This window comes from Pseudomonas cuatrocienegasensis, from assembly GCF_900110925.1.
Lineage (GTDB): Bacteria > Pseudomonadota > Gammaproteobacteria > Pseudomonadales > Pseudomonadaceae > Aquipseudomonas > Aquipseudomonas cuatrocienegasensis.
The window spans coordinates 6,581-24,330 of record NZ_FOFP01000005.1; the positions used below are offsets into that span (position 1 = coordinate 6,581).

Annotated in this window: 15 protein-coding genes; all 15 read right to left on the bottom strand. The window is 53.5% G+C overall.

Annotated features, from left to right (window positions below):
- Positions 1-170 precede the first annotated feature (170 nt).
- A complete protein-coding gene (gene pqqF / locus BMW49_RS08560; protein ID WP_083251703.1) occupies positions 171-2,618 on the bottom strand; it encodes a pyrroloquinoline quinone biosynthesis protein PqqF in 2,448 nt (815 codons plus the stop codon).
- A 366-nt stretch (positions 2,619-2,984) separates the two neighbouring features.
- Positions 2,985-4,076: a calcium/sodium antiporter gene (locus tag BMW49_RS08565; protein WP_069518370.1), complete on the bottom strand. Its 1,092-nt coding sequence runs from the start codon at positions 4,074-4,076 to the stop codon at positions 2,985-2,987.
- Between the two features lie 328 nt (positions 4,077-4,404).
- A complete protein-coding gene (locus BMW49_RS08570; RefSeq protein ID WP_069518138.1) occupies positions 4,405-4,833 on the bottom strand; it encodes a hypothetical protein in 429 nt (142 codons plus the stop codon).
- Between the two features lie 169 nt (positions 4,834-5,002).
- Positions 5,003-6,163 carry an MFS transporter gene (locus tag BMW49_RS08575; RefSeq protein ID WP_069518140.1) on the bottom strand — a complete coding sequence of 387 codons (1,161 nt, stop codon included), beginning with the start codon at positions 6,161-6,163 and terminating at the stop codon, positions 5,003-5,005.
- Between the two features lie 159 nt (positions 6,164-6,322).
- The gene (locus BMW49_RS08580; RefSeq protein WP_069518142.1) at positions 6,323-7,132 is read right to left on the bottom strand and encodes an SDR family oxidoreductase; all 810 of its coding nucleotides are present in this window, start codon (positions 7,130-7,132) and stop codon (positions 6,323-6,325) included.
- Positions 7,133-7,340: 208 nt separating this feature from the next.
- Positions 7,341-7,712: a DUF2784 domain-containing protein gene (locus BMW49_RS08585; protein WP_069518145.1), complete on the bottom strand. Its 372-nt coding sequence runs from the start codon at positions 7,710-7,712 to the stop codon at positions 7,341-7,343.
- A 43-nt stretch (positions 7,713-7,755) separates the two neighbouring features.
- Positions 7,756-9,738 carry a polysaccharide biosynthesis protein gene (locus tag BMW49_RS08590; protein ID WP_069518147.1) on the bottom strand — a complete coding sequence of 661 codons (1,983 nt, stop codon included), beginning with the start codon at positions 9,736-9,738 and terminating at the stop codon, positions 7,756-7,758.
- Positions 9,739-9,885: 147 nt separating this feature from the next.
- Positions 9,886-10,476 carry a PglD-related sugar-binding protein gene (locus BMW49_RS08595; protein WP_083251704.1) on the bottom strand — a complete coding sequence of 197 codons (591 nt, stop codon included), beginning with the start codon at positions 10,474-10,476 and terminating at the stop codon, positions 9,886-9,888.
- On the bottom strand, positions 10,473-11,492 hold the full coding sequence (locus BMW49_RS08600; RefSeq protein WP_069518154.1) for an MraY family glycosyltransferase: 1,020 nt from the start codon (positions 11,490-11,492) through the stop codon (positions 10,473-10,475). Before BMW49_RS08600 ends, BMW49_RS08595 begins: the two co-directional genes overlap by 4 nt.
- Before the next feature lie 16 nt (positions 11,493-11,508).
- Positions 11,509-12,483 carry an NAD-dependent epimerase/dehydratase family protein gene (locus tag BMW49_RS08605; RefSeq protein WP_244168321.1) on the bottom strand — a complete coding sequence of 325 codons (975 nt, stop codon included), beginning with the start codon at positions 12,481-12,483 and terminating at the stop codon, positions 11,509-11,511.
- Positions 12,480-13,607 (bottom strand): glycosyltransferase family 4 protein, encoded by a 1,128-nt coding sequence (locus BMW49_RS08610; protein WP_069518156.1) that lies wholly within the window; start codon positions 13,605-13,607, stop codon positions 12,480-12,482. The genes BMW49_RS08605 and BMW49_RS08610 overlap by 4 nt, the downstream gene beginning before the upstream one ends.
- Positions 13,608-13,753: 146 nt before the next feature.
- The gene (locus BMW49_RS08615; protein WP_069518158.1) at positions 13,754-14,932 is read right to left on the bottom strand and encodes a glycosyltransferase family 4 protein; all 1,179 of its coding nucleotides are present in this window, start codon (positions 14,930-14,932) and stop codon (positions 13,754-13,756) included.
- Positions 14,929-15,501, bottom strand: coding sequence for an acyltransferase (locus BMW49_RS08620; protein WP_069518374.1), 573 nt, complete (start codon positions 15,499-15,501; stop codon positions 14,929-14,931). The genes BMW49_RS08615 and BMW49_RS08620 overlap by 4 nt, the downstream gene beginning before the upstream one ends.
- Positions 15,498-16,679 (bottom strand): hypothetical protein, encoded by a 1,182-nt coding sequence (locus tag BMW49_RS24505; protein WP_139133812.1) that lies wholly within the window; start codon positions 16,677-16,679, stop codon positions 15,498-15,500. The genes BMW49_RS08620 and BMW49_RS24505 overlap by 4 nt, the downstream gene beginning before the upstream one ends.
- A gap of 3 nt (positions 16,680-16,682) precedes the next feature.
- Positions 16,683-17,744 (bottom strand): glycosyltransferase family protein, encoded by a 1,062-nt coding sequence (locus tag BMW49_RS08625; protein WP_069518160.1) that lies wholly within the window; start codon positions 17,742-17,744, stop codon positions 16,683-16,685.
- Positions 17,745-17,750 lie beyond the last annotated feature (6 nt).

Sequence of the window (17,750 nt, forward strand, 5' to 3'; positions counted from 1 at the left end):
GTAGGAGCCCCGCCTCGGGGCGAAACGATTGCAGCCCTTCAGCTACCTCAGCGTCGGGCATGGTATTCGCTGCTGGACTCGGCTCCCACAAACGCGTCGTCGCCGCGCCTCGCGGCGAATGGCGGCTATACCGGGAATTCCCAGATCGCCAAAAAGCGGCGGCAGCGATATTAGCTCGACTGCCGCCAGTGCACGGGGCCGGGCGCGCTGGCCAGGACTCGCCAGGGGCCGGTACGCAGGGCCTGCTGGGCGGCGAGCAGGTTGTCCGGGGTAAGTGCCAGCAGGGCTTGGTCAACAGCGTCGGCGTGGGACGGCTGCAGCCCTGCCAACAAATCCAGCCAGTGCTGCTCGGCAAAACCGTCAAGCGTTTGCACCTGAGCGCGGCGCTGAGCCTGCAGGGCGCTGCTCTGTGCCGCCAATGCCAGTGCATCAAGCGGTACTGCCGTGGCCTCGCGCATAAAGGTCTCGATATGCGCGATCAACTGTAGCGGCGGCACCTCGGGTGACTGCACGGCGAATAGCAGCCCACGCACTCCGGCGACCTGACGGTAAGCGCAAAACACCGCATAGCCCAATTGCAGGTCACTGCGCATGCGCTGGTAGTAGCCCGGTTGCAAGCGCTGAGCCAATAGGCGCCAAGCCGCTTCACTGGTAGCAGTGGGCTCCGGCTGCGGGCAAAACAACACCAGCGCATGCTCACCGGGCGGCAGATGTGCCTCCCGCCAGAGCGCCTGCCGTGGCACCTGGGCTGGCGGCTCAGGCATATCGTCTGGTGGGCCGAACAGCGCCTGCAAGCGGGCCTGATGCTGCTGCGTCAGACCGACGCCTAGCCCCTCGATCCGGTGAGTACGTCCTGGTGCCGGTACGATCAGCTCATCGAGCCGCGCCAGTAACTGGCGGATCGGCAGTGCCGCACTGGCAACCGCTGCGGGGCCAACTATCGACTGCGGCACCTGCAACCAGCGCGCCCAGACGTGCACCGCCAACTGCCCCAGAGGTTCTGCCGGGCCGCGCAGACACAAGGTCTGCGCGCCCTCCTCGTCGCTTACCCGCAGTTGCACGCCCACCTCGGCGCAGGCGTCCTGCAGGCTGTGCAACAGATCCCGCGCGGCGGCGCGACCTGGCGCGTCCAGGTCCTGGCGACGGGCATAAAGCACTGCCAAGCCATCGGCGCTCGGTGCTGGCTGCCAGTGCAGCGCGACTGGTCGGGCGAGCGCGGGCAGAGCGACCGTTACCGCCATCAGCGGATTATCGCCGGGCAATTGCCAGGCATGCTCGAACATCAGACGGGGGCCAGGCGTCTGCAGAACCATCTGCAGCGGGAAGCCGCCAGTGGGCCATGCCGCGACAGGCTCAGAGCCAATTTCACCCTCAATCAGCCGTGACTCGCTTTGCACTTGCGCGCAGAGCAGTTGCAGCGCCTCTGCGGCCTGGGCCTCAAGCGGCGCGGCCGGGTGCAGATTTAGCGCCTGCCAGGTCTGCCACTGCCGCGCCCGCTGCAAGGCTCCACCAGCCAACTCCGCATACTGCTGGCGCTGCTGCACGCGCGCCAGCAACGGAGCCCAATCGGCACCGGCAAAAAAACTCAGCCAGCTGTGCACCACGCCGCGTACCTGAGCTCGCTTGGCAGACGAGTCCTGAACCAGGTCCACCACCAGGCGCAGCAGGGTTTGCTGGCGGTAGCGATAAACCACCTGCAGCTGCAACCGCTGCGCTAGCCCAACCTCCCGCAGACAGGCCAGCAAGCCACCAGGTGACGGATCGGCCAACGCCAGGCGCAAGGCCTCTAAGGCCTGTTCACACGCTGCCGGGAGCAGCGCCTCGGGCCATGTCAGCGCCCAGGCGAACAGTTGCTGCGGTGCGCCACTGGCTACCTGCATGCGCAGGTACTGGCCGCGCAGCGGCACCATGGCCGCAACAGCACGAGGCGGCCGAACCCGCCCGCCCGGTAACGCCGCGAGCAGGCCTTCGGCCAGTTGCTGCAGGTGCGCAAGCGGTTGTGGCCCGACCAGGGTCAGCGTCAGTTGGCTGCGCCGATAATGGCGCCGATAAAAACCGCGCAGCGCCTGTTGAAAGCGCGCTTGCTCGACCGGCAAGGTGTCGCGGTTGCCCGCCAGAAAAGCCGCCGCTGGATGATCACCCGCCAGCAATTGGCCGAGCGCAGTGTCGATCAGGGTATCGAGGTCCTGGCTGCGAGCGATGAACTCGGCATGCAGCACTTCACGCTCACGCCGCTGCGCGTCGATGTCCAGCAACGGCGTGGCGAGCATATCGGCCAGCCGTTCGAGCGCCGCCGCGAAATGCTCGACCGGCACCTCAAAAAAATAGTCGGTAAAGCGCGCCTGGGTCGAGGCGTTGAGCTGACCGCCGCAGGCCTGCACGAACGGCATCAGGCGTTGCTCGCCGGCAAAACGCTGACCACCAAGAAACAGCAGGTGCTCGAGAAAATGCGCCAGCCCCGGGTAAGCGCGTGGCTCGTCATGGCTGCCGGCTGCCACGCGCACGCACAGGGCAGCATAAGGCCCGGCCTGGCTAAGCAGACACAGACGCGCACCATCAGCCTGACGCAGGCGCCAGGGCTGGACAGCAGCGGGAATGACCTCGGACATAACAGACATAGGCTGGACAAGGGACGCTCAGCATCCCGCAGCAGCAGGGCCTGCGCAACGGTACTTTTGCAGGAGATGCACGCCAGCGTAATACCGATGGCAACTCCAAATAGCACTGGATGGCGACTATTCGCTGCGAGGCGCAGCGCCTACGAAAAGCCAAGCGGTGACGTTATGGAGATGGTGTGTACACCGCCGTCCCGTAGGAGTGCCACCCCGGCGCGAAACTTTTGGGCCTATCTGCGATACCGCTGCATGGCCACTATTCGCCGCGGGGCGCGGCTCCTACACAAGCCGCGCGGTGACGCCTGGAAATGGATACACCACATCATGAGCGCCGCCCCGGCGCGAAGCTTTTGCCCGTGCTTGCGATGATTAGTGCGCGCGCTGCGCCCGCCAGGCACGCCCGGCAATCACCACCAGAGTCACCACCGTCAGCGGCAGCACATAACCGATCATGGCATCACCAAACACCTGGGCGAACGGCCGACCCGAGGCGGACATCACCAGGTACAGGGTGTAGGCCGCGTAGTAGCCGATAAACAGCAGACCTTCCCAACGGTTGATGCGGTACCCGGAAAAGAAGATCGGCAGGCAGGCTACAGCGACGGCGATCATCACCGGGAAGTCGAACGCCAGGGCGTTGGCCGACACCACGATGGCCGCCGGCGAGACCAACGAGGCCAGGCCGAGTACGCAGAGCAGGTTGAAAATGTTGCTGCCGACGATATTGCCGACCGCGATGTCGCGCTCACCACGGATCGCCGCCATGATCGAGGTGGCCAGCTCTGGCAGCGAGGTACCGATGGCGACCACGGTCAGGCCGATCACCAGCTCCGACAGGCCCAGCGCCCGTGCCAGGCTGACCGCCCCTTCCACCAGAAAGTTGGAACCCACTACCAACAGCACCAAGCCAACAACGATCAGCCCGGCATTGATCAAACCGGCATAGGGTTTGGCAGGCTCATTCAGGCCGAACTCGCGGGCGAACTCGTCATCCGGCCCGGCTGCCTGCTCCTTGCGGCTGCTGATAATCAAAAAGGCGGTGTAGGCCAGTACACCGGAGAACAGAATGGCGCCGTCTATACGGCTCAGGCTGCCATCCCAGGCCAGCGCGAGGGTCAGCAGGCTGGCGCCAATCATGATTGGCACATCCAGACGTATCAGTTGGCGCGACACGATCAGTGGTGCGACCAGGGCGGTCATGCCGAGGATCAGCAACACGTTGGCGATATTACTGCCGACCACGTTGCCAATCGCCAGGTCACCGCTGCCGTTCAGGGCGGCCTGCACACTGACGGCCGTCTCCGGGGCACTGGTGCCGAACGCCACCACGGTCAAACCAACCACCAGCGGCGGAATGCCAAACTGCGCGGCCAGCTTGGCGGCACCGCGCACCAGAACTTCGGCACCGGCCACCAACAGAACCAGGCCTGCGATCAAGTACACCAGGGTCATCAAGGTCATTTGCAACAGCTCCCAAAAAAGATGCGCCAGTGTATCCATCGGCACAAACGCCGCCAGAGGGCTGGCAGTGATAATTTGTTACTTAATTGCGCGGTGCTCAGGTGCTTCGCCCCGAGGCGGGGCTCCTACAAATCTGCAGCACTGCCTGTGAAGGCTTGGAATGTGGGAGGGGCCGGGCGGCGCTCCGCTTTAGCCGCGACTTCTGTAGCGCTTTCAAGATAGATCGCGAATAAAGGCTAGCCGCCCCTTCGCTCCTACAGAGTGCGCCAGATGACCTGGGTTGCGACACTAGCCTGGGTATATCGTCGGCGCTCAGGTGAATCACCCATCAACCCCGTACACCACCCTCCCGCTCCCAGGCACAACGCACCCGTAACTCGCCCTCATCAGGGCTGTGCAGGCCATTGTCGGATTCCCAGCGAAAGGTGTGCGTGCCATTGAGCTCGGTCTCCAAGTGCACCACGGCACTGACCCAGTACAGACGCTTGAGCAAGGCCTCGAACTGCTGGATCCACAGGCTCCACTCATACTCCACGGCCTGATAACTGGCGCCGAAGTGGATCACCTGGCTCTGCGCCTGCACGTCGCGTGCAGCGGCCGGCACACTGAACATCTCGCGCCCCAGCAATGGTCCCAACTCATCCTCAGGCAACTGCGCCAGCACCGCACGATTGCTGGCACGACGCTGCCGGCTCTGCTCGGTGTCGTCCCCTGGCCAATCGCGGATGCAACCATAAACGAGGGATTCGGATTCCACACCGGCACTCCAGAAACAGACGACCTCGCCCCACAGCCAGGTCGGCAAAGATGAAAATCAGCAAACCGCCCTTGTAGGAGCGAATTTATTCGCGATAGATCGTGAAAACGCTGAAAGCGTCGCGGCTAAAGCCCCTCCCACAGACCGACATTTCATCGTAGACGCGACCCTAGGCGCGCCGAGCAGTACGCCCCAGCCACCAAGCCAGCACACAGAGCAGCAGCGCCAAACCAGTCAGCACCATAAACGGCACCTGGTAATTGCCGGCCATATCCCGGGCCAGGCCACTGAGCACAGGTGTTAGCGAGCCGAAACTGTAGCCCATGAACAGCATCATCGCGGTCCAGCGGCTGACAGCCAGGGGCGAGTCGGCCTCGTACAGCGGCAACACCAGCGACAGGGAAAACGACCCGCTCAAACCAAACCCCAGCGTCAATGCCCACAGCTGCGGCCAAACCGTCGGCCAGCCAGTAATCATCACCAGGCTAATGCAGGTCAACGCTGCACAGGCGGTCAGCAAGCGATAGCGATTGCCGAAACGCTGCACCAGCCAGGGCAACAGAAAGGCGCTCGGCAAGCCCATCAGCATCGACAGGCTGAACAGGGTATTGGCGTGCATCAGCGTCAATCCCGCCTCGTGATAACGCGCCACGCACCAGGTCGCCAGGGCATAGAACAATCCCGCCTGGGTCGCGAACAAGGTGCTGATCAACCAGGCCCGTGGCTCGCGCCATGGCAAGCCGCGGCCCTCATGTGATGCGACCGTCTCAGGTTGCGTCGGCAAGCGCCACCAGACCAGCACTGCCGCGGCCGCCGGCAGCGCCCAAAAGGCCAGGCCCATGGACCAGTCACCGGCGAACAGCGTAGTCACCGGCACCGTCAGCACTACACCGGCGGCGCCCCCCACCGCCATGCTCAACGAATACCAGCCCACCACCTGCCCCATCTGGCCAGTGAAATGACGCTTGATAAAACCGGACAACAACGGGCCGGCCAAGGCAATCGCCGTGCCCATCAACACGGCACTGCCGACCAGCAGCGTACTGTTATGGCCGGCCAAACGCAGAGCCAGCGCCAGCACCACGCCCATCAAGCACAAGGTGATGGTCCGTTCCAATCCCAGGCGTAATGCCAAACGCGGGGCAAGCGGCGCCAACAGCCCCATGCACAGCACTGGCAGCGCCGTGGTCAGGCTAATAAACATGCGGCTTAGGGAAAGCTCATCGGCAATCCGCTCGATTAGCGGCGCCAGAGAGGTAATGCCAGGGCGCAGATTGACTGCCGCCAGTACCAGCGCGCCCAGCAATACAGTCCGAGAAAGGGGTTTCACAGGCAATCCAAATACAACGAGGGTCAAAACCGGGTGGCTACCCTACCCGCGCAGACGGCAGGGGGCAAGTAGCGCCCGACTTCCTCGCAAGAGCCCCCGGGTGTCGCTACGCTCGACCCAGGCTACCGACTGAGTAGGCACAAGATGACTATGCGCGCCTCAGCCTTGGCGGGCCTTGCTGCGCATTTTCTCGGTCATATTGATCATTTCGTCATACAGCAACTGCGGATTCTTCTGCTTCAACGCCCAGGCCATGCGGCCCTGCTCGTGCGGCAGGATCATAAACTCGCCACGGGCGACCGCCTCATAGATGTAATCGGCAATGTCTTCAGCGGTGATCGGCGAGCTTTCCAGCAGCTTGCCCACGGCGGCCTTCATGGCCGGAGTCGGGCCCCGGAAAGAATCCAGCAGGTTGGTCTGGAAGAACGACGGGCAGACCACATGCACGCCGACCTCATGACCCTTGAGCTCGATCAGCAGGCTCTCCGACAACGCCACCACACCGGCCTTGGCCACGTTGTAATTGCTCATGGCCGGGCCCTGCATCAGCGCGGCCATGGAGGCCACGTTGATGATCCGACCTTTGCTGCGTTCGAGCAGCGGCAGGAACGCCTTGCAGCCCTTGACCACGCCCATCAGGTTGATCGCAATCTGCCAGTCCCAATCCTCCAGCGACAACTCGCCAAAGAACCCGCCCGACGCGACACCCGCGTTATTGACGATCACATCAATGCCGCCAAACTTCTCGTCGCACGCCTGGGCCAACGCAGTCAGCTGGCTGTAATCACGCACATCGCAGCGCTGGGTAAAACCATCGCCGCCAGCCACACGCACCAGTTGCAGAGTTTCCGCCAGCCCCGGCTCGTTGACATCCGACAGCGCCAACTGCCAGCCCTCACGGGCCCAGCGCAGGGCGATTTCACGACCCAAACCCGAGCCAGCGCCGGTGATCATCATGCGATTTTGCATACCTAAGGTCGCCTTGTTGTGTGAGGTAGATGCTCGCAGTGTAGCGAAGGAAATATTCGCCCCCACCTACCATCAGGCTTCTGAATAACGAGGCCGAAGGCGAGACACCTAATGAAACACTCAGCACTCAGCACAGCGCGGCACACCCATACCGGTAGCCTGGGTTGAGCGCAGCGATACCCGGGAAACTGGAGATCAAACAACCCAGCTAGCCTGTTCGGCGCAAAACCCGCCAGATAACCATGCCGTACACCAGCGCATTGACGACCACCACGACAGCCCCTAGCCACAACTGAACCTGTGGCGTCAGCCCTGCTGGATAAAGCAGTGTCAGGAGATACTGCTCGATAAAGCCGCCGCTATAACCGGCCTCACCGGCTGCGCGGCGCAGGCTGTTTTCCAGAGGTGTCAGCGGGCACTGCAGGTGCATCACCTCGACGATCACACCCCAAGCCACTGCGGGTAGGTGCACCCACACCACCCGGCGCCAGCGCAAAGCCAACACACCGCCGAGCAATACAAAGGCGATAAACAGCAAGTGAATCAGGACAACGGCATAGAGCAAGCCGTAAACAAGCATCTCTCCTCCTGACTCCGCTCGGCATCAACCGCCGCGGCGCCACTCAAGTCCGCCGCTGCAGATGCATCCAGTCGACAATCTCACCTTCGGGTTTGTAACCGTTAACCGTCTCGCGCAGCAACTGACGAACACGGTCATAGTCATCGCGGCCAACAGCATCCAGCAGATTCTCCAGCGCCTGCTTGAAGGGTTCCCAGCCCAGACACTCCTCATTGGCCCGCATGATCATCGGGTGCTCGGTCTTGCTGACGTCATCGCCAATGAGCAGCTCCTCGTAGAGCTTCTCCCCTGGACGTAAACCGGTGAATTCGATAGCTATATCACCATGGGGATTCTTGTGAGAGCGAACACTCATCCCGGACAGGTGAATCATCTTTTCCGCCAAGTCGGCAATGCGTACGGGCTGCCCCATATCCAACACAAACACATCCCCGCCCTGCCCCATGGCGCCCGCCTGAATAACCAACTGGGCCGCCTCAGGAATAGTCATAAAGAAACGCGTGATGTTCGGGTGCGTCACCGTCACCGGCCCACCTTTGCGGATCTGCTGATAGAAGAGCGGTATCACCGAACCAGACGAGCCCAACACATTGCCGAAGCGCACCATGGTGAACCGGGTCTTGTTGACGTGGGGGACCCCGCTACGGTCATGCAATAACACCGGCGCCGGCTCCGCGCTCAGGGCCTGCAGAACCATCTCTGCAAGACGCTTGGTGCTGCCCATGACGTTTGTAGGCCGCACGGCCTTGTCGGTCGAAATCAGTACAAAATGTTCGACCCCCGCACGCAACGCTGCTTGCGCGGTATAGGTTGTACCCAAGACATTGTTCAACACACCCTCGGCAATGTTGTGCTCCACCATCGGCACATGCTTATACGCTGCCGCGTGGTAGACCGTGTTCACCTGCCAGGTGCGCATCACATCCAGCAGCCGTGATGCATTGCGAATAGAGCCCAGGATAGGGATCAACGTCACAGGCAGCGATTCGCGACGGATACGCTGCTCAAGCTCTGTATGGATGCTGTATAGGTTGAACTCACTGTGGTCGAACAACACCAAAATCGACGGCCCGGTGCCTAAGATCTGCCGGCACAACTCGGAGCCGATGGAACCACCCGCCCCAGTAACCAGTACGACCTGATCGCGAATGCAACGCTCGAACAACACCGGCACCGGCGGCACCGCATCCCGACCCAGCAGGTCGGCGATATCAACCTCCTGCACATCTTCGACCTTCACCCGGCCACTGGCCAAGTCCATAAAGCCGGGCACACTGCGTACATGCAGCGGGTAGGCCTCCAACAATTCCAGCACCTCACGCCGGCGCGCTCGGGTTGCCGAAGGGATCGCCAACAGGATTTCCTGGGCGCCGGTTTCCTCAATCATTCGCTCAATGTGGCGCGGTTTGTAGACACGCAGGCCGGCAATCACGCTGTTGGCAAGTTCCGGCTGATCATCGATAAAAGCGACAGGGCGCATACCCCGCCCCATGCGCAACGCCGTAACCAGCTGATTGCCTGCGGCACCCGCGCCATAAATGGCCACCTTGGGCAGGCCATTATCCCGCGGCGCAAAACCCATCGAATGCTTGGGGGAGAACCAATCACCCAAAAAGTACTGGCGCATAAACAAACGTAGGCCGCCAATCAACATGATGCTCAACCACCAGTAGTTGAACACCATGGAGCGCGGCACCACCGCCTGGGCGTGCTGCTGATACCAGTACACCAACAGAGCCAACAACAGCGTCGACAGCGACACTGCCTTGATAATCGCTACCAAGGCGTCGTTGCCGAAATAGCGCATCACCGCGCGGTACATACCAAAGCGGATAAACAGCGGAATAGCCACCACAGGCGCCGCGAGAAACAACCAGGCATGCCCGCCAAACGGATCAATATTCTTGGTATCACCAAGGCGCACGACAAACGCCAGCCACAGTGATGCCCACACCAGCAGCACATCCACAGCGACCTGCAGCATGCGCTTTTGCCGCCGTGGCAATGCCAGCAATTGGCCCCGCATGTACTCTGCAAACCTCAACACACCCGCACCTCGCTTCCCTGAAGTTTCATCAACTATCCAACTACTCTGCCGGCACGGCAAATACCCATGCCGGAAAATTACGATATAGACAAGGCTCTACTCCCATAGGGTTCAACGTTATTAGCGTTAAACCCCCGGCTCATGCATGAGCGCGCGGCCTGGTTCCATGACGACGCCAGCAGCAACCCGCACCCCATAACCGGCTACACATCCGGCCTGCAGCCAGGCACGCGCGCCGACCGTGACACCACCGGCCAGGTGTACACCCACACCCAAATGCCCGTAGGCCTCGACACAGGCATCATGGTCGACCGTGGCATGGGCATTGATGATCACTCCCTCACCTAAAAGAGCATCCACCCCCACCATTGCCAACGCCATCACCGCACAGCCCTCGCCAATTTCCGCGGTACTGCTCACACTCGCGTGAGGATGCACAACCGTCGCCACCACAATACCGAGGCGGCGCACCTGAGCCAACCAACGCTCACGCAAAGCATTATTACCAACAGCTGCGATAGCCGAGTCGCCAGGCCGGCAGACCTGCTCAAGCGTCTGCAAACTGGCCACCACTGTAAAACCTGCAACATGAGTCAAAGCCGGCCAGCGATCATCCACAAAAACAATTTCATCCCATGCAGCGGACAGCTGCGCGGCTTCAGCGACAGCCTTGCCGTGCCCACCGGCCCCAAGAATCAATAACCGCCCCTGGCTCATCGCTCTAACGCCCCAGCCTTGAAGTAAGCTGCAAGCCCAATCAGCGGCGCATAAGCCACCAGCACCCCCGTCATGCCCGCCATCAGCCCTGCGGCCACGCAAAGCGCAAGCGGCAACAGCCATAGAAGATTGATCGCCAGCACCGCCAGGGTGACCGGCAAATGACGCCCAGCGGCACGGGAAGCGTATTGATAGGCATGGCTGCGATGCGCTTCGTACACCTTGTCGCCACGAGCAAGCCGGCGCAGCAGGGTAAAGGTCGCATCAACAATAAATACACCAAGCAGAATCAACCAGCACCACAACCATTGCGGGTTTAGCCAAGCGGCGTGAAGCGACAGCACACCCAAGGTAATCCCCAGGAAACCACTGCCGGCATCCCCCATAAAAATGCGCGCTGGTGGAAAGTTCCAGAACAGAAAACCCGCTACGGCAGCCGCCAAGACCAGAGGCAGCAACCAAGCAGCGACACTCCCATTACTCACCCAAACCAGCACAGCGGCGCCAACACAAACACAGATCGCCTCAACACTGGCAATACCGTCGATGCCGTCCATAAAGTTGTACAGGTTAAGCAACCAGACAAGATAAAAAGCCGCCAACACATACCCGGCCCAACCAAGATCCAGTTGCAAACCCCAAACCTGCAACGCCGGCAAACCGCCCAACCAGAACAGCGACCAAGCCGCAGCCGCAAAATGCCCCAGCAACCGCCAGCGCGCAGCAATGTGGCCGTGGTCATCCAAAAAGCCCAGCACTGCAACAGAAGCACCCGCTCCGCCCAACGCATACGCAACAGCAGGCTCAGTCAGCCCTTGCACAGCAAGCCAAAATAAAGCTGCTAGAAACACCAGGACAATAGCCACCCCACCACCGCGAGGTGTAGGCACAGAGTGCGAGCTGCGAGCATTGGGGATATCTATGATGCTGCGAGTCAGGGCATAACGACGCAATACGCAGGTCATTCCAAGAGAGAAACCAGTGACTATCGGAAACAGCAACCAAAAAAAATTCATAGAAGTCTCTGAGAAATCAAGGACGTAGCGCCGCACTCTTCTGATAATTTTGACCAGCTTTACGTAATGCTTCTTCCGGGGTTAATTTCGGAAACCATCCCAACAAATTACGTGCCTTACTTGAATCAATACACAAAGAACCACAAAGCTGCATGTATGCAGTCTGCTTACCAAATACTGATGCGCCGTAGCGCATTAGTAATTCGGGGAATGGAAACAAATAGTTTTTCAAATTCATACCTGCGCGGAGATGGCGAATAATATCCGCAGTAGATACATCGGCACCATCTGAGATTAAAAATAACTCATCAGCAGCAGCAGGATGATCAATACATAAAGATATAAAGTCTACTAAATTCTCTAAAGCAACCATACTACGCTTATTCTCAATTGCAGCAAACGGCAACGGCGCTTTGCTTGCAACAAGACGGAGTAGGCGCGCAAAATTTCCTGGGGCGTGGCCTGCATAAACTAACGGAGGCCGAATAACCACTAACTCTACATCGCTACCTTTAAACAAATCCCACAAGCCTTGCTCTGCCTCTAATTTAGATAGAGCATAGTCTGCGTGGGGCAAGGGAGGAGATTGTTCAGTAAAAGCGGTCCCATGGGTATTAGAACCATTCACACCGATAGAGCTAATAAATATAAATCTTTTCACCCCGACACTGAGAGCCTGCCGCGCAACATTTAAAGCACCATCAACATTAACAGATCGGAACAGGTCAAGTGGAACAGAACACGTCTCGCTGGTTACGTGTGCACGAGCGGCAAGATGCACCACTACCTGCCCTTTACGCAATGGAAGCTCGCCTGTAAATATATCATCCCCAGGTACTAATGACAGTGTCACGTTATCAGGAAAATTTACATTACTAGTCCTAGCTAGAGCCAAGATGTTAAAACTTGAATTACGACTCAAGTGCTTGATTAAGCCATGACCAAGAAAGCCAGAGGCTCCTGTCACTAAAATTTCTGTAGGCGAAATCAAACGTTATCCTCCAATTCTTTGTAGATATTCAAATGCGCCTGGATAACGTTTTCAATAGTGAATTCACGCTCAGCAAGATCACGCCCCTTCGCCCCCATACGCCTACGCAGATCCGGATTTTTTATCAACAATTCTATTGCGTTGGCCAGAGCAACATGATCACGAACAGGCACTAATAAGCCGGTAACATCAGGCTCAATAGCGTCACGGCATCCAGCAACATCAGTAGTTACGACAGCGCGCCCGCAAGCAGCTGCCTCTAACAAAACTTTAGGCAAACCTTCCCTGTAGGAGGGCAAAACAACTAAATTAGAATTATAAAAGATCTCAGCAATATCGTGCCTATGCCCCATAAAAAAAACATTTTTCTTTAAACTTAAAGCAGAAACTTCGCCAACAGAAAGACTGCTTGGATTGCCGTCATCTACATCGCCAACTAATTGGAAAATTGCACTAACATTTTTACTTAAAAGGAGATCGGCAGCCTCAATAAACTCAATTACCCCCTTATCATGCAAGAGCCTACCAGCAAAAGTAACCACCACCTTGCCTGCAGGCTCCTCACGAAAATCATATGCATTCAACCTGACACCTGAACCACGTATCAAAACTGTCTTACTAGAGTCTAGAGCACCGATTTTGATCATGGTATTACGGTCGTCTGGATTTTGGAAAATTGCTCGGAGATTTTTTTTACCCAGAGCGAAGCTATACATTTGACATACAAGCATCCGAAGAATTTTAAACTTGATGCTCTGTGAAAGAAATATTGAACCGAGGCCAGCAATTGCTGCAACCACCCCTTTAACAGAAGAAAATCTTGCAGCTAATCCACCATAAAGAACCGGCTTAGTAGTTACCAAGTGTAGAATATCAGGCCTTATTTTTACTAATAAACGCCAGAAAGAAAAGACAGAGTAAATTTCTTCTAAAGGATTTACCCCACCTCGGCGCATATGTAGCTCATGGTAAGTGAAACCAAGCTCAATAACTTTTATAGCTACAGGACTTGCTATGCTTGCCACATGTACAGAATATCCACTATCTCGTGCCGCCTCCGCAATTGGCAATCGATGCGATATAAAGTAAACAGGGTCATTGACAATAATTAATAAGATAGACATAAATCAAAAACCACCTGTAAAAACCCAAAACTTATGGCTGTAGAAATTGGAGCAGCCTCAAATTCATGACGCTTAAAAGAACAAATTAACAATCAATAAAATTTAGCAGCGAAAACTCATAAAAGCTGTAACGCCAATAAAAAATCTCACTTACCAGGCAGCCCATTAAACAACTTGAAAGAACAAATAAAAGAGCTTCTTAATTTTTCCAAACGATGATAGCCATAGAGCTTTGACGTTGAGAAATTTCTTTTTGCTTGCGAAATTGCAAACTCAACATCACTTAGCTGATGAATTAAGGATGCAAGCCTTCTTTCATCGCCAGCTTGAAAAATTAAGTTTTTATCTAGCAACTCGGGTATACCTCCTGCTGAGCTTGCAACAGCGGGACACGCGCGACTCATCGCCTCAATTAAAGCTCTTGGGACGCCCTCAGTAAATGATGGCTGAACATATAAATCTAACTCATCAAGCCAGTTTAAAACAGATTCTCCTGGAGCAATAACACCGTCAAAAAAAACAAAATCACTTATATTTAATTTCTCTGCAAGCAGACGATAAAATGTAGTATCACCAGAGCCTAGAACGCGAAGAGTGTACCGCTCACCGCGCTCTCTCAATAATGAAAGTGCTTCAATAGCAGTTTGCACACCTTTATATTTGGTTTTCAAGGACCCAATCACGCCAATCACAGTATTACTTTTGGGTGACTTTATCTTCTGCTCTCGAAAGTCAATAATTGCATCATCAAAAGTATTAATACATACATTGGATATGCCTATGGAAAAAGCATTTTTCGATACAGGATATCTGGCCTGTAAATATGATTGTGAAACATAGATTACATGAGATGAGCTTTTCACCGCCCAACGAGTTCTAAGGAATGCAATATGTGAGTAGATCTTAGCCTTAACCCCACCATAAAACCAATAAGCATCCTTTGCACATCCCACCAACTCAATAATGAATGGCTTTTTCTCTTCCAAAGCCAAAGAAACTGCAAGCAGGCCGAACTCACTTGGTAATCTTATTATTAAAAAATCATGCCCCTGAACTTGCAAGCGGAGCTTGTTTTTTACGAGAGATCTTTTCTTAAAAAAAGATTTAAAAGATGATACATTTTCGCCTATAACAAACGAAACCAAGTCTCCATCTGACGAAGGAAAACCATTAGGAATTTCATCTACACTCTTAGATCTTGCAAAAACAGTAAGAGAAGCGCAATGCAAAAGATATCGCCCCCAAACCATATAACTTAATTTGTCCGAGAAGAAGCCAACTCCATTTGATAGAAATATATGATCATGCACAAATAAAGCTTTCATTTAACAATGCTCTTTATGACTTTGGCTGGAACACCACCAATTAAAACTCCAGCCGGTATATTTTTTGTAACAACAGCACCTGCTGCCACAACAACTCTCGAGCCGATACATATTCCCGACAGAATACGACAACCACAACCTATCCAAACATCATCCCCAATAGAGACTGGAGAATATATACTTTGATTATATTTTATTGGCTTACTAGAATCCGACCAACTATGCTCAAAAGTCAGAATAGACGAACTATGTGCAATCGAGACGTTATCTCCTATTATAAGACTACCTGTAGCATCAATATAACAGTCTTTGTGGATACTGACATTATCTCCAATTGAAAGACGCTCCCAACAAAGCACCTCAATCCCTCGACCCAAAAAGACATTATGTCCAATTTTTTTAGATAGTCTTAAAGCGAAAGCATACCTAAGACCAACACCAAGAAAACCAGGAATAAGATCAATCGAACACCAAAAAAAGCGTACAAGCTGGCGCGGCAGCAAATACAAAAAACGAGAAAATAAAAATAAGACGGGATATGCAACTCTGAACAAATATCTACCCTTCATGTTTCTTTCTCCGAGAAAGTCGTACATCTAATATAATTCAAAAAAGGAAACAAAAAAATTATAAGATAAGCCGGCGTAATAACATTTGGTCTTTGATATATAGAAGCGAAAAAAATCAACAAGAAGACCAATCCGTAATAATCGATTTTCCTTACATGAAAAAAGAAGACAGCACCTAAAATTATAAAGAAAAACAAAGTTCCAAGAAGCCCGACACGCAAAGGGATTTGCTTCCAACTAGAGTCGCCTGTTTTCTCATAATCTGCCTCTCCAAGAATTAAAGGGCGAGCGCTGGAACTCATCCATTTATCAAATTCATTATCTAGGTTAACGGAGGAGCGATTATCTCCAGAGATACCATTCGCAGTTACTTCAAAACGACTCAACACTCGCTGTTCAAAAATTTCAAATTGAGCAAAAAAAGGAATACTGATCAAAGATATTAGAGCGCATAGAAAGAAAAAGGGTTTTTTGAACGAATACATTAGGCAAGAGATTGCAACCAGAACATAAAAAGCAAGTGAAAAGCTTATGACTCCAAAAACAAAAATTAGAAGATTTTCTATTTTTTTGAAATTAAACTTATCTGCAGCTAGGAAAAGAGCTGAGAACGTACCCACTACGCCGGGCTCATCATATACGCCAAAAAGTCTATAGCCAGAGCCTACCAACATATGATCGAGTACAATAGAAAGCGGATAAACTGTATATAACTGATTTTTCTCGCTCTTCACTTCACTCATTAACGGCTCTATGCTACCCACAGAAAAGGCTTGATAATCACCAGTGATATGGTGATAGACCCAAAGCAATCCTCCTGGAATTAAAGAAAAAACAAAAAAATATTTGAAAAGAGTAAATGTCTTGCTCAGCAAATGAGCATCATATTGTAATAGAAGAAAGATAAAAGCTGCAGAATACATACACCCGAGAAAACTATTGCCGAACAAATAAAAGTATAGGAATGTACAAGAGCCCAGTAGACTGCCTATCATAATATTTACAACTGAAAACTTGCACTTTAACACCAACATTACTAGCAAGGAAAGCAACACCGCCGCCCTTATTTCAACACTAAAGCTCCATATGATAAATGGATTAAGTGACAACAAGCACAAACAAGCTAAAGTAAAATATGTAGCTTTAGAATGCCAAGAAAAATCGGACACAATACTCAAAAATCACCTCCAGCACTCAAGATATTTCTGTGCGACCTTAATATAGTCATGGTGAGTCTCTGCAAACAATCTACTTGAATATGAAATCTCGCTTACCAGATTGCGATTTTCAAGCAAATATTCAATGGAAGCAATTATGCTACTTGAGTCTGGTTTTAAATTAATTACAGGCGACGAAACTACATTTAAAGAAGATAAACTCTCAGGCTCAGCTCCGCCCAGAACCACTTTCCCCATTGCTAAAGCATAAATCCCATTAACGCCTAATGAGTAACTATTAACCTGATCAATAACGACATTAACCCTTTCCATAAGCGATAGATATTGGTTAATCGGCATACCACCTGCAATAATTAATTCCAAGTCATTTGGATATTTATGCTTTAAGTAGCTGAAAGCTTCCTCAACATGCCGAGTACCTTTAAAACCATAACGACTCAGACCATGGAAAACGACCAGCTTGTTGCCTACAACATTTTCCTTATACCTTATTTTTTTTAAATTCATTGGTATAGGTATTACCTTTTTTAAGCTCTTTACACCTTTATACGAAATCTCGTAGTCATACATGATAGGGACCACTCCATCAACTCGACTAACAAGCCAGGAATTAAAATCCAAACTACTTCTGCTAGACAAATAAGTGCTTTTCTTTTTCAAGTCATATTTTAAATAATCGTCAAGAGGAGAATAGGCTAAGTACTCTGGACCATAACGCCAGTAGAAAGCATCGCTCCCCGCAGCAGACAAGTAAAACTTACGATTATTCTTGATTAGCCTGTCTAATAATAGTTTATTCGGCATTAGTGGATGATAAAAATAGAATGCATTAATATATTGCACAACATCGAAACCTGTAAGCTTCTTGTAGTGAACGTATGGGCCAGTTTTTCTTTTTATTTTTTCAATCCACCCACTCCCACCGCCACCGAGATATATATCCGTGGGAATTTTTTTCCAGCCATCCCCATACGATGCAATAACAGGGTCATGGCCTAACTCCTGAAGCCCCTCTTTCAAGTTCTGATATAACGAACTAAAGTCTCCCAAAAACAAAATCTTCATGTCACC

Excerpts from the sequence above, each read along its gene's own strand:
- pqqF (WP_083251703.1), bottom strand. The coding sequence starts at position 2,618 with ATGTCTGTTATGTCCGAGGTCATTCCCGCTGCTGTCCAGCCCTGGCGC.
- BMW49_RS08565 (WP_069518370.1), bottom strand. The coding sequence starts at position 4,076 with ATGACCTTGATGACCCTGGTGTACTTGATCGCAGGCCTGGTTCTGTTG.
- BMW49_RS08580 (WP_069518142.1), bottom strand. The coding sequence starts at position 7,132 with ATGCAAAATCGCATGATGATCACCGGCGCTGGCTCGGGTTTGGGTCGT.
- BMW49_RS08585 (WP_069518145.1), bottom strand. The coding sequence starts at position 7,712 with ATGCTTGTTTACGGCTTGCTCTATGCCGTTGTCCTGATTCACTTGCTG.
- BMW49_RS08590 (WP_069518147.1), bottom strand. The coding sequence starts at position 9,738 with ATGCGGGGCCAATTGCTGGCATTGCCACGGCGGCAAAAGCGCATGCTG.
- BMW49_RS08595 (WP_083251704.1), bottom strand. The coding sequence starts at position 10,476 with ATGAGCCAGGGGCGGTTATTGATTCTTGGGGCCGGTGGGCACGGCAAG.
- BMW49_RS08600 (WP_069518154.1), bottom strand. The coding sequence starts at position 11,492 with ATGAATTTTTTTTGGTTGCTGTTTCCGATAGTCACTGGTTTCTCTCTT.
- BMW49_RS08610 (WP_069518156.1), bottom strand. The coding sequence starts at position 13,607 with ATGTCTATCTTATTAATTATTGTCAATGACCCTGTTTACTTTATATCG.
- BMW49_RS08615 (WP_069518158.1), bottom strand. The coding sequence starts at position 14,932 with ATGAAAGCTTTATTTGTGCATGATCATATATTTCTATCAAATGGAGTT.
- BMW49_RS08620 (WP_069518374.1), bottom strand. The coding sequence starts at position 15,501 with ATGAAGGGTAGATATTTGTTCAGAGTTGCATATCCCGTCTTATTTTTA.
- BMW49_RS08625 (WP_069518160.1), bottom strand. The coding sequence starts at position 17,744 with ATGAAGATTTTGTTTTTGGGAGACTTTAGTTCGTTATATCAGAACTTG.